Raw genomic sequence first — 13016 nt, forward strand, 5'->3', positions numbered from 1 at the left:
CGGTTTTTATACACATATAAATACCGCATATAAAAAGGCCGATTACCACTTCTTTATCAGAATGGGTAATCGGCCTTTTTTGATCTACTTAGTTGTCACGAACTTAAAAATAGCTGCCTACGTATTCAGAACGAGACAAATTAAGCAAATTACATTTTTTTGCAGTATGCAGAAATGATTACCATCGCAGTACCGTTCGCACGACCTTGGATGTGTAATGGGTTATCTGTTAAACCGATATTACGTACCGCTGTACCGCGTTTAATCACTAAGCTTGAACCTTTAACAGGTAAATCTTTAATGATGTTTACGTTGTCGCCAGCTTGTAGAATTGTGCCGTTAACGTCACGCGCTGGAGAATCAGTCATTGCCGCAATTAACACGCCTTTTTCAGCCCATGCTTTTACGTCTTCTTCCATATACATCATATCAAGTAGATCACGTGACCAATCTGCATCTAGACGATGAAGCATACGGTATGCAAGTACTTGTACTGCTGGTACTTGGCTCCACATACTGTCGTTTAGGCAACGCCAATGATTTGCATCAAGTGCATCAGAAGTGTTGATTTGATCAAGGCAAGTATCACAAAGCATTACTGCACAGTCAGAGCTTTTTTCTGGCGATTCAGGTAGCTCATAAGCTGATAGGTTAGATTCTGATGTGCACATTTCACATTTAGAATCACTGCGTTGTAATAGCGTTGTTTCGATAGTCATTGAATTAATCCTCTAGATTTTGTGGGGCTATTATGCCACAACGTGAGTATTTTGGGTATCTCACAATAGATTTCAATTCTCAAGCTCGCTACACTGGTTTTTTATCAAGTTGGAGTTCACATGGAAGCAAGCGTACTATTTGATGAGTTAACGACAAATGACGGTCATGTTATTGGTCTTATTACCCTTAATAAGGCGCGTCAGTTACATGCCTTAAGCGCGGATATGTTTCCATTGTTACGGCAGCAACTTCTTGCATGGCAAACTGATAAGCGTGTGGTGAGTGTATTACTGACCAGCACGGGTGAAAAAGCATTCTGTGCGGGTGGTGATGTGAAATCACTCCAGCAAGCTTTAGTGAATACAGTAGGCAATACTGCAAAACAGCAAGCTGTGAGTGAGTATTTTACAGCAGAGTATCAAGTCGATTACCTATTACATAATTTTGGTAAGCCACTTATCGTATGGGGCGACGGCATTATTATGGGCGGCGGGCTTGGTCTGTTTATGGGCGCGAGTCATCGTGTGGTAACTGAAACAGCACGTATTGCGATGCCTGAAATTACTATCGGCTTATTTCCTGATGTGGGTGCAACTTGGTTTTTAAATCGTTTACCTCAGCCTGGTGTCGGACTGTTTCTCGGCCTCACTGGTGCGAGTATTAATGCCCGAGATGCGAAATACCTTGGTCTAAGCGAGTATCTAATCCCGTCAGCTCTGCAAGCAAAATTACTGACAGAATTACGAGCGCTAGATTGGCACGCCGATATGGTTGAGCATCCTACTCAAGTCGATACTCTTCTTAACACGCTCTATGATGACAGTTTGTTCGCTGCTGATAACTTATCTATCCATCAAGAATTCTTCACTGGACTGAGCCAAAAATTGAATTTAACGGCTGTGATTAACGAGATTGAAGGGCATCAGCATCACAGTGACTGGTTGCAAAAAGGCATTAACAAATTACTGCTTGGCAGCCCGATATCGGCGCATATCTTATATCAACAAATAACCCAATATACAGATTTGTCGCTTGCTGATTGTTTCCGTTTAGAATTGGATATCGCTGTTAACGTTTGTTTGCATGGCGACTTAGTTGAAGGTGTGCGTGCGTTATTAGTGGATAAAGATAATCAACCAGATTGGTTATATAAAAAAATAGATCATGTGCCTATGAGTTTTGTGGATAGTTTATTGTTGTCACCTTGGCGAGGCTCTGCTCATCCCTTAGATATGCTTAAATTTGCATCTTAATTACTTAAATGTGTGACGTATATACCAAACTAGGTAGTTGTGTTTAGCTTGTTTTATAAAGCCCTTTATTTTATAAGGATAAAAGTTATAATCACCTCAAAGTGGTTACCTGGTGGCAGGTTGCGCTATCAATTGGCTATGCTGAGATGATTATTGCTTACAATGCATTTGCAAAGTGTATTGCCGCAACAATTATTTATTTTGGAGATATATTATGAGCACTGCATTTTTCATTCCTGCTTACAATCTAATGGGCGCTGGTTGCTTAATTCAAGCTGCCGACGCGATCAAATCTCATGGTTTCAAAAAAGCATTAATCGTGACAGATAAAGTGATTAATAGCATCGGCATGGTTAAACAAGTTCAAGACTTGTTAGCTGCACGCGATGTTGAATCTGCTGTATTTGATGGTACACAGCCAAATCCAACAACGGCAAATGTTGCGGCCGGTCTGGAATTATTAAATTCTCAGGGTTGTGACTTCGTTATTTCATTAGGTGGTGGTTCACCGCATGATTGCGCTAAAGGCATTGCATTAGTGGCTGCTAATGGCGGTAATATTGCTGATTATGAAGGTGTTGATCAATCAGAAAAAGCACAGCTTCCACTTGTTGCGATAAATACGACTGCGGGTACAGCATCAGAGATGACACGTTTCTGTATCATCACTAATGAAACAACGCATATTAAAATGGCGATCGTAGATAAAAATACGACACCACTTATGTCTGTTAATGATCCTGAGTTGATGCTAGCAAAACCTGCGTCATTAACTGCGGCAACGGGCATGGATGCATTAACCCATGCGGTAGAAGCATATGTATCAATTGCTGCGACGCCAATTACGGATGCTGTTGCAATTAAAGCGATGGAATTGATCCAAGCGAATTTACGTACAGCCGTAACACATGGCGAAAACATCGAAGCACGTGAACAAATGGCATATGCACAGTTCATGGCGGGTATGGCATTTAACAATGCATCGTTAGGTTATGTACATGCGATGGCGCATCAGCTAGGTGGTTTCTATGATTTACCACACGGTGTATGTAATGCAGTGTTACTGCCACATGTACAGGCGTATAACGCTCAAGTTTGTACTGACCGCTTACGTGATGTTGCAAAAGCAATGGGCGTTGATGTTGCAGACATGACTGCAGAGCAGGGGGCTGAAGCGGCGATTGCTGCAATTAAAGAATTAGCATTAGCAGTCGGTATCCCAACAGGTTTAACAAGTTTAAACGTAAAAGTTGAAGATATCCCTGAATTGGCTAAAAATGCTTTAAATGACGCGTGCGGATTTACAAATCCAAAACAAGCTACTCACGAAGAAATTTGCGCGATCTTTAACGCAGCAATGTAATTAATTTATTGCGAGTATTGTTTCATCATGCCTCGCAATAAAGCTGAACTCCAGTAAGGTAATGTAATTAAGCCCAGTACGCGTTTCGATATCTGGGCTTTTTTACACCTCTATTTTGATGCGCAGGAGACTAATTCGCACTCCAAACTTGCTGACCTGTCCGGCTAAAGTTATAGCCACCTAATTGATCACCTTTGGCTTGGATCTTCATATCAGATAATGACTGTAGCAATTGTTGTTGTAAGGTGCGGAAATAGATATTTTTTGGGATCACTAATTCAAATGCTTCGGTACTCAGTGGAATGAAGCCTAACCCAAACTCACCAGCGGTACTTTGACTCGCACAACCTACATCTGCTTCACCACGGGCAATACAAGATGCTAATTCTCGTTCACTGTGACAGGTTTCAGCTGCTGTGAGCATCTCAACCGTTGTCGCATGGTTGTGTAACCACTCTGCTAACGCACGCATACTACCAGCCCCTTCTTGACGTAAGGCCCAACGCCAGCGTGATGTTAATAACTCTTGTAAATTTAACGAACGTGAGTTGACTAAATCAGCCAATTCTTTACTTACCACTAAGCCTTGCTGACGTTCAAACGCATGGATCAACACCCAGTTTTTATGACCTGGATACTGTTGCAATAATGCAGGGTGGCGTAAGCTCGCTTCTTCGGCATGACCCCAGTGAATCGCACACATATCAACATGGCCTTTACTCAGCATTGCCAGACCTTGTCGTGTGCCAGTTGAGGTATAACCCACCAATGCAGTACTACCAAGTTTTTGCGCCATTTTACCCACAACCAATTGCAAGAGTGGATCATCTGAGCCTGCAATTAAGAGGCGATCATTCAGCGCGCCATTATGGCAAGATTCGAGTAGCCATTTATCCAACATCGATTTTGGAAATAACCATTTCCCCGTTACTTTGGTTGCAGGTAAATGCCCGTCATTGGCCAGTGTGTAGACCTTTTTTTCATTCAGGTCTAAATACTCTGCCACTTGTTTCACGTTCATAAACGCGGGAAAGTGTTCACTCATGCACTTTTACCAATTGGATCTTGTGACTGTGTTTTAGGTTGTGATTGAGAAAGAGCGTCTGCTTCAGGGCCTTTCACATCTAACACTAAATTAGCCATACCGTTATACACTTGGAAGCGATTTCCTTTCGCGCGCGCAACCATGGTAATACCCAGTTTTTTCGCTAAGTCGTAACCCATTTGAGTCGCACCAGAACGAGATAGCAATACAGGAATACCCATCTGCGCAACTTTAATGACCATTTCAGACGTTAAACGGCCCGTTGTATAGAAAATTTTATCTTCACCTGTTTGGCCTTTTAACCACATCTCACCAGCCAAGGTATCAACAGCGTTGTGACGACCAACATCTTCAACAAAGGATAAGATCTCAGTGTCTCTACAAACGGCGCAACCGTGTACTGCACCAGCTGCTTTATAGGTTGCGTTGTGGTGGGTTAGTGCCTCTAACAAACCATACAGTCTTGATTGGCGTAATGTGGGTTGTGGTAGTGTGACATCTTCTAGTTTTTTCATCACGTTACCAAACATCGTGCCTTGGCCACAGCCAGAGGTAACCGTTTTTTTGGTTAGCTTCTCTTCTAAGCCATCGGTGCTTTCATGGGTTATCACGGCGGCAGAGTTAGAATCCCAATCAATGATCAATGACTCAATCGCACTGATGTCTTCAATGAAGCCTTGGTTTTTTAAATACCCTAATACGAGGTCGGCTGGGCGAGCACCAAGTGTCATCACTGTCACTACTTCAACCCAGTTTAAGTAAATCGTTAAAGGATGTTCGCACGCGATCTCTTTGGTCATGGTATCGCCATACTCATCCATGATGTCAACAGTCATAGTGTGTTCAACTGAAGAGTTGGTTCTAATTATTTTTGGTAATTGCGGCATCCGAAAGTCCTACTTGTTTATATATCTATGAAGAGGTAAAGCAAGGTTCATTCCAACTTAACTATTTTATTTGCCATTATTTTATAACTTGGTCTAAATTTTGCTGAGTAGGGAAAGTTAGATAACAAATTCTAAATAATTATAAAAATAGAACAAAGGAGCATGTGTGCAACAAGCTGATGAACATAAGCGCTTAGAAAAAGACGAATCAAGTTGGCCAATCAAGTTTCGTCTTTGTTCTGAAGAGAAACAAATTGGACGCTGGACGACCTTGTCTTGGTCTATTGATAATGTTGAATTGTATGATCACAACCACACACAAGATGATGCCAGCATCGGCATTAGCTATGAGCGTGTATTAACCTTATACCGCGATGAACGGACCGATTACCGTTTTAACCTCAGCTCACAAGACCCGCATCTATTTATTGTTTGTGAAGAAAATAATGAGCAGCTATCACCGTTACTTATTACTGTCGCGCAAAGTGTCGCGAGCAGTTATATGGATGGTGACTATCAAGTGTTACATATTCAAATGCCATTACCGGTACAGGCTTGGATGGAAGCTTTTATTGGGCGTCACGGCGAACTAATTGAATTTAAAAAGAAACGTTATAAAGATAAGAAGGGACGTTCAAGTGGCAACTAACTTTTTTCAACGTTGGTCAAGTCGTTCTCTAACAGCTAAAGACAAGGCTTCAAAAGAATTACTTGATACAAATGAAGCCGCAGTCGAGTCGCTAGAGCCTGAGCTCATAATTGAACAGGTTCATGAATCTAATTCAGAATCAAATCAAGTGGATGGGCTCAGTAATGATGTTACCGATGATGCGGTAGCGAGTGATAAAGATAAGCAGAATGGTCTTGCAGATAAAAGTAGCGATGAAACACTCACGATTGCCGATGCAGATAGCGTCACTTTTGATAGTGGTGTTGCTTCATTCTTGCAGCAGGGTGTTGATAAATCAGTTAAAAAGGCAGCGTTAGCCAAACTGTTTCACTCTGACGAGTTCAATTATATCAGTGATATGGATGATCATACTGAAGACTTTTCTAATATCCCCAAACTTGATGACAGTGTCGCGAAGCAGCTACGTGGTTGGGTTAACAAGGTATTAGATGAACCAGAGCAAGACGTCGCGCTAGACCAGGAAATAGATCGAGAGTTAAATACAGAGCTAACAGAAGACCCTGAAATACAAACAGCAGAAACGTCAGTAGTGGAAGATGAGATTACTGAACCCGTCACGGAAGATTTCGAACATTCACCTAGCGCTGATGAGGTTCATCACAAAACTTATCAGCAAGATGAGACATAAAGGGACTAAAAACCTTATTTTTAATCGGGACAATTTGATGCAGGTGTGATTATTTGTAGCGACAAAATGTCTCAATTAGAAATACCCCAACTATCCTTATCTGACTTTAGCTCTTTATAAGTCATTTTATTCCGTTAAAAGTTGGTTCGGTTATTGCTCTATTAGCTACAGAAAAATACGGTGCGAATTGTACGGTAGTGCAGCCTTAAGAGCAGCGAGAATAAACTCGCAGTTTAATCGACACTGAATAGCGGTGACGAGTATACAGGAATAACAATGTTAAGAAGTATTCTAGAAACATTTACTGATAACAATGGTCAAGCACGCTTAACGGCGATTGCGGGCACGGTTGAATTATCTAACTTGATCCCACCAACGGTTTCTTACGAGAGCCGCGGGAATTTATTGATCATTGGTGCATACGATACGATCACTGCGTTAGCGCCGCAATTTGCCACGCTTAACTCTGTGACACTACTTGCGACCTCTGCGACAGAAGCGGTGAAAGCGAGCAAGGACACAAACGTATTTTTCAGTGATGACGTTATGATTAAAGGCTACCTTGGCGCGTTCGAAGTGAACTGCCGTGTAGCGGGTAGCTTACTGAATACCTATACCAACCTAGCAGAAGTCACGATCGGTGGTGATAGCTTTGATTTAGTGGTTGATATGAGCGCTGATAGCATTATCAACACCGAGATACCTGCACCCGGTTATTACCCCGTTGGCAGTGGTAAAGCAGCGATTGCAGATGTGATTGAAACTTTACCTGACATGTTAGGTACGTTTGATAAACCAAAATACTTCCGTTTAGACAATGACATTTGTGCCCATTCATCACGTGGTGTGAGTGGTTGTACACGTTGTGTTGATGCTTGTCCGGCGGGTGCATTATCAAGTAATGGTCATGCTATCGAAATAAACCCGTTCTTATGTCAGGGCGTAGGTACATGCGCAACCGCGTGTCCGACAGAAGCTATTACTTACGCATTACCTGAGGCTGAAAAGACGCAGAACTTTATCTACCGTTTATTAAACAGCTATCAAATGGCGGGTGGTGAGAAGCCGACGATTTTATTCTTTGGTCATCGAGATGAAGAGGCGCTCGCAGCGCAATTGCCTTCATTACCGTCGAATGTGATCCCGATAGCATTGGAAGAGTTAGCGACTGTGGGGGTCGATACTTGGTTTAGCGCGTTGGTTTACGGTGCGCACCAAGTACTGCTTGCAACGAATATCGCTTACCTCCCTGCAACGATTGATCGTGTATTAAAAGATGAATTAGGTATCGCCAATAACTTCTTAACGGAACTTGGTTTTGAAGCTGACCGTATTTGCTTATTCGATCTTAATAAAGCAGCTGACTTTGTCGTGTTCCCAGCCTCTTTATTACCTGTTGCTGATAATAAGATCGCAGTGATGGATAGCGGTGTATTAGCCGAACAATTATCAGGGACTAAGCGTGAAAAACTATTTAGTGCATTAGATCGATTACACGTACAAAGCACGGTTAAGCCGACACAGTCTGACGTACCAGAAAATGCACCTTACGGTAGCGTTGAATGTAAAACTGATGATTGCACCTTATGCATGGGCTGTGTAGCAGTATGTCCAACACGCGCATTACACGCAGTGGGTGGTCGTCCCGGTTTACAGTTTAAAGAGCAAGATTGTGTGCAGTGTGGCTTATGTGAAAAAGCCTGCCCAGAGCAAGTCATCAGCTTAAAACCTGGACTTAATTGGGATGCTGAAAATCGCCAAAGTGCAGTGATGATCCACGAAGAAGAAGCGGCTTGTTGTTTAAGTTGCGGTAAAGCATTTGCGCCAGCCTCAATGATTAAAATGCTGACCGAGAAATTACAAGGTCATTCACAATTTCAGGGTGATGCTATTCGCCGTTTATCTATGTGTGAAGACTGTCGTGTACGCGATATTTTTTCTGACATGGCTGATGATCCAACAAGTCAGTTGCGAGTGTAAAACGAAATGATGGAAACACAAAACATGTCACAGCCAATTGCTGAAGAAACTACATTACGTATCGATATCTATAGCTTGCTTGCTCACTTATTACGTAAGGCTCCCGACGCTGACGTGATTGATTGGTTAGCGAATTTAGATGTAGATGCACCGAATGAGTTGATTCAAACCACGGGTATGTCAGCGGCTTGGCCGTTATTAAAACTCGCGTCACAAAAGACGTTATTAACCGCAGTGGAAGATGAATATCAAGATCTGTTTATTGGTATTGGCCACGGTGAGATCGTGCCGTTTGGCTCTTGGTTCCTGACTGGTTCACTAATGGAAATGCCATTAGCGCATTTACGCCATGATTTGAAAAAACTGGGATTTCAACGTGACGAATCGGTGAAAGAACCAGAAGACCATATTGCGGCATTGCTCGAAGTCATGACGATGCTTGTCGCAGAAAATAATCACAAGGTACAAGCCGAGTTTTTCAATCGTCATATCGATACTTGGTTTGAACGCTTTTGTCAGGATTTAAAGGTAGCTAAAAACGCCGTGTTTTATAGCGCTGTTGCAGAGCTCGCCTTGCAATTTTTAAGCATTGAAAAAATACGTTTTATCGACGTAAAAAAATAATAACGATAGAGGATCAAACTGGATGAGTAAACAAAATAAGCCGGATGAAAACCGCCGCCAATTATTAAAAAATATTGGTTTAGGTGTTGCGGCAGGTGCAATTGCGACAGGTGTATCAACCTCAGCAAATGCGTCTATCGATACGCAAAGTCAGCAAGATAAACAGGAAAAGACAACAGGTTACCATGAAACTCAACACATTCGTGATTACTACGATTCTCTATAAGCGGAGCTCTAAATGAAATTAACTAAACGTTCCGATACGGTCAACAAGGACGAAAAACAACTGGGTATTTCGCGCCGTTCGTTTATGCGTAACTCTTCAATTGCTGCCGCTGGTGGTGCTGTTGGCGTTGGTATGTTCGCACCCGGCATGATGAAAAAAGCCGAAGCGAAATCTGTTGATCCTGAATCGCCAGTTGAAATCAAACGTACGATTTGTTCTCACTGTTCAGTAGGCTGCGGTATTTATGCTGAAGTGCAAGAGGGTGTATGGACAGGTCAAGAACCTGCATTTGATCACCCGTTTAATGCGGGTGGACATTGCGCTAAAGGTGCAGCACTTCGTGAACATGGTCATGGTGCGAAACGTCTTAAATATCCAATGAAACTGGTTAACGGTAAATGGATAAAAATGAGCTGGGAAACCGCGCTTGAAGAAGTCAGCCAGCAAGTACTTAAGATCCGTGAAGAATCAGGTCCAGACTCGGTTTATTGGTTAGGCTCTGCAAAGCATAACAACGAGCAAGCATATTTATTCCGTAAAATGGTATCGATGTGGGGCACGAATAATGTCGATCACCAAGCCCGTATTTGTCACTCTACAACTGTAGCTGGTGTAGCAAATACGTGGGGTTATGGTGCGATGACTAACTCGCTAAATGATATGCATAATTGTAAATCAATTTTGTTTATCGGCTCAAACCCTGCTGAAGCACATCCAGTTGCGATGCAGCATATCTTGCTCGCGAAAGAAAAGAACAACTGTAAAATTGTTGTAGCCGATCCACGCCGTACACGTACTGCTGCAAAAGCAGATCACTATGTGTCTTTACGCCCGGGTTCTGACGTTGCTTTCGTTTGGGGCGTGTTATATCACGTGTTCAAAAACGGTTGGGAAGATAAAGAATTCATTCACCAACGTGTTTATGGCATGGAAGAGGTGCGTGCTGAAGTTGCAAAATGGACTCCTGCTGAAGTAGAGCGTGTTTCTGGTGTTGCTGAAGCTGATGTTTATGAAACGGCGAAACTGCTTTCTGAACACCGTCCAGGTTGTGTTGTTTGGTGTATGGGTGGTACGCAACATACCACGGGTAACAATAATACGCGTGCATATTGCATTCTAGAACTTGCGCTTGGCAACATGGGTAAACCAGGTGGTGGTGCAAATATTTTCCGTGGTCACGATAACGTACAGGGTGCGACTGACTTTGGTGTATTAGCAGATAACTTACCGGGTTACTACGGCCTTTCTGAAGGTGCTTGGAAGCATTGGGCTGGCGTGTGGGATGTTGATTACAATTGGCTAAAAGGCCGTTTTGATCAAAATGCTTACCGTGGCAAAAAACCAATGAACCACGCGGGTATTCCGGTATCACGTTGGATTGATGGTGTATTAGAAAATAAAGACAACATTGAGCAGAACGATAACATTCGTGCCATGTTCTATTGGGGTCACGCAGTTAACTCACAAACACGTGGGCCAGAAATGCGCACTGCGATGGGCAAACTGGACATGATGGTGATTGTTGACCCGTACCCAGGTGTTGCAGCAGTAATGAATGGTCGTACTGACAATGTTTACTTGCTACCAGCGACAACGCAGTTTGAAACAACAGGTTCTGTTACCGCAACAAACCGTTCAATCCAATGGCGCGATCAGGTAATTGAGCCGCTATTCGAATCAAAACCTGATCATGAAATCATGTATTTGTTGACGAAGAAGCTTGGTCTAGCAGATCAGTTATTCAAAAATATTGCAGTGAAGAACAACCAACCTGTGATTGAAGACATTACTCGTGAATTCAATAAAGGTATGTGGACAATTGGTTATACAGGTCAAAGTCCTGAACGTCTAAAAGCCCATCAGAAAAATTGGCATACGTTCCATAAAACGACGCTTGAAGGCGAGGGCGGTGTTGCGAACGGTGAAACTTACGGTTTACCTTGGCCATGTTGGGGTACGCCAGAGATGAATCACCCAGGGACCCATATCCTTTATGATACATCTAAGCCTGTTGCGCTTGGTGGTGGTAACTTCCGTGCACGTTTTGGTGTTGAACGTAATGGCGAAAGCTTACTGGCTGTTGATAGTTATTCAAAAGACTGTGAGTTAGAAGGTGGTTTCCCAGAGTTCAGTGACAAACTGCTTAAACAACTTGGCTGGTGGGATGAACTGACAGCTGACGAGAAAGTAAAAGCAGAAGGTAAAAACTGGAAAACTGACGTATCTGGCGGTATTCAACGTGTGGCTATCAAGCACGGTTGTATTCCTTACGGTAATGCAAAAGCGCGTGCTGTTGTATGGACTTTCCCAGATGCAGTACCACTTCATCGTGAACCACTCTATACGCCGCGTCGTGATCTAGTGACTGATTACCCAACGTGGAATGATAGTGAGGCGATGTTCCGTCTGCCAACATTATATAAATCAATCCAAGATAAAGACGTATCAGGTGAATACCCGATCGTACTGACTTCTGGGCGTTTGGTTGAGTATGAAGGTGGTGGTGATGAAACCCGTTCAAACCCATGGTTAGCAGAGCTACAACAAGAAATGTTTGTTGAAGTTAACCCGAAAGATGCCAACGATTTAGGGTTCAGAGATGGTGAAATGGTGTGGGTAGAAGGTGCAGAAAAAGGCCGTATTCACGTTAAAGCAATGGTTACACGCCGTGTTAAACCGGGTCTTGCCTTTATTCCGTTCCACTTTGGTGGTTATTTCCAAGGTGAAGATTTACGTGGCAACTACCCTGAAGGTTCAACCCCGTATGTATCGGGTGAATCAGCAAACATTGCGACAACCTATGGTTATGACCCTGTGACACAAATGCAGGAAACGAAAGTAACCCTCTGTAAAATATCTAAAGCGTAAGGAGTCATTCCGATGGCGAGTATGAAATTTCTGTGTGACTCGAAACGTTGTATTGAATGCAATGGTTGTGTTACCGCATGTAAGAATGAAAATGATGATGCACTACAATGGGGTATTCAACGCCGCCGCGTAGTTACCTTAAACGACGGTGAACCGGGTGAAAACTCAATCTCTGTTGCTTGTATGCATTGTACTGATGCCCCGTGCATGGCAGTTTGTCCTGCCGATTGTTTCGAACGTACTGAAGACGGTATTGTGCGACATGATAAAGACCTGTGTATTGGTTGTGGCTATTGCTTATTTGCTTGCCCGTTTGGTGCACCGCAATTTCCGAAGCAAGATGCCTTTGCTGAACGCGGTAAAATGGACAAATGTACCTTCTGTGCTGGTGGACCAGGTGTTGAACCGGGCTCTGAAGAAGAGAAGCAAAAATACGGTGCAAACCGTATTGCTGAAGGTAAATTACCTATGTGTGCGTCGCTTTGTTCAACGAAAGCTTTGCTTGCTGGTGATGCTGCAAAAATATCAGATGTTTATGCTGAACGTGTTGTTGCACGTGGTGCAAAAAATGCGGGTTGGGCTGGCACTGTAGACCTTGCTTATGACGCGAGTAAACCGCAAGAAAGTTAATTTGTTCGTCAGAATAGATTAGCTGTAATATAAACATAGGTAGCCTGTTTATTCGTGATAATCAGGCCCTATTTAGCGCTGTAGTCTAGCTACAGTGAGGA

At 43.0% G+C, this 13016-nt stretch carries 12 protein-coding genes; 9 read left to right on the plus strand and 3 right to left on the minus strand.

Translation table 11 applies throughout. From position 1 onward, the window contains the following. Positions 1-149: 149 nt before the first annotated feature. Positions 150-719: an alkylphosphonate utilization protein gene (locus HWV00_RS03825; RefSeq protein ID WP_211684792.1), complete on the minus strand. Its 570-nt coding sequence runs from the start codon at positions 717-719 to the stop codon at positions 150-152. 120 nt (positions 720-839) lie between these two features. On the opposite strand from HWV00_RS03825, the gene HWV00_RS03830 reads away from it, so the two are divergent. Continuing rightward, positions 840-1973, plus strand: a complete 1134-nt coding sequence (locus HWV00_RS03830; RefSeq protein ID WP_211684794.1) for an enoyl-CoA hydratase/isomerase family protein — start codon at positions 840-842, stop codon at positions 1971-1973. Positions 1974-2187: 214 nt separating this feature from the next. Further along, positions 2188-3336, plus strand: coding sequence for an L-threonine dehydrogenase (gene yiaY, locus HWV00_RS03835; protein WP_211684796.1), 1149 nt, complete (start codon positions 2188-2190; stop codon positions 3334-3336). Between the two features lie 130 nt (positions 3337-3466). On the opposite strand, the gene HWV00_RS03840 is transcribed toward yiaY, so the two are convergent. Together HWV00_RS03840 and HWV00_RS03845 are read right to left on the minus strand one after the other, a co-directional pair. Continuing rightward, a complete protein-coding gene (locus tag HWV00_RS03840; protein WP_211684798.1) occupies positions 3467-4381 on the minus strand; it encodes a helix-turn-helix transcriptional regulator in 915 nt (304 codons plus the stop codon). Continuing rightward, positions 4378-5268: a formate dehydrogenase accessory sulfurtransferase FdhD gene (locus HWV00_RS03845; protein WP_211684800.1), complete on the minus strand. Its 891-nt coding sequence runs from the start codon at positions 5266-5268 to the stop codon at positions 4378-4380. Before HWV00_RS03845 ends, HWV00_RS03840 begins: the two co-directional genes overlap by 4 nt. A gap of 166 nt (positions 5269-5434) precedes the next feature. Here HWV00_RS03845 and HWV00_RS03850 point away from each other — a divergent pair, with 166 nt between their 5' ends. The 7 genes from HWV00_RS03850 (at position 5435) to fdh3B (ending at position 12915) form a co-directional block, all read left to right on the plus strand. Then, on the plus strand, positions 5435-5917 hold the full coding sequence (locus tag HWV00_RS03850) for a DUF3305 domain-containing protein (protein WP_211684802.1): 483 nt from the start codon (positions 5435-5437) through the stop codon (positions 5915-5917). Beyond that, the gene (locus HWV00_RS03855; protein WP_211684804.1) at positions 5907-6587 is read left to right on the plus strand and encodes a DUF3306 domain-containing protein; all 681 of its coding nucleotides are present in this window, start codon (positions 5907-5909) and stop codon (positions 6585-6587) included. Before HWV00_RS03850 ends, HWV00_RS03855 begins: the two co-directional genes overlap by 11 nt. Positions 6588-6863: 276 nt before the next feature. Continuing rightward, positions 6864-8567: a 4Fe-4S dicluster domain-containing protein gene (locus HWV00_RS03860; RefSeq protein ID WP_211684805.1), complete on the plus strand. Its 1704-nt coding sequence runs from the start codon at positions 6864-6866 to the stop codon at positions 8565-8567. Positions 8568-8591: 24 nt separating this feature from the next. Beyond that, positions 8592-9191, plus strand: a complete 600-nt coding sequence (locus HWV00_RS03865; protein ID WP_255554900.1) for a molecular chaperone — start codon at positions 8592-8594, stop codon at positions 9189-9191. 22 nt (positions 9192-9213) lie between these two features. Beyond that, on the plus strand, positions 9214-9417 hold the full coding sequence (locus HWV00_RS03870; protein WP_211684807.1) for a twin-arginine translocation signal domain-containing protein: 204 nt from the start codon (positions 9214-9216) through the stop codon (positions 9415-9417). A 12-nt stretch (positions 9418-9429) separates the two neighbouring features. Then, the gene (locus HWV00_RS03875) at positions 9430-12285 is read left to right on the plus strand and encodes a formate dehydrogenase subunit alpha (RefSeq protein WP_211684808.1); all 2856 of its coding nucleotides are present in this window, start codon (positions 9430-9432) and stop codon (positions 12283-12285) included. A gap of 12 nt (positions 12286-12297) precedes the next feature. Beyond that, a complete protein-coding gene (gene fdh3B, locus HWV00_RS03880; protein WP_211684810.1) occupies positions 12298-12915 on the plus strand; it encodes a formate dehydrogenase FDH3 subunit beta in 618 nt (205 codons plus the stop codon). The last annotated feature ends 101 nt before the right edge of the window (positions 12916-13016 follow it).

This window comes from Moritella sp. 24, assembly GCF_018219155.1.
Classification (GTDB): domain Bacteria; phylum Pseudomonadota; class Gammaproteobacteria; order Enterobacterales; family Moritellaceae; genus Moritella.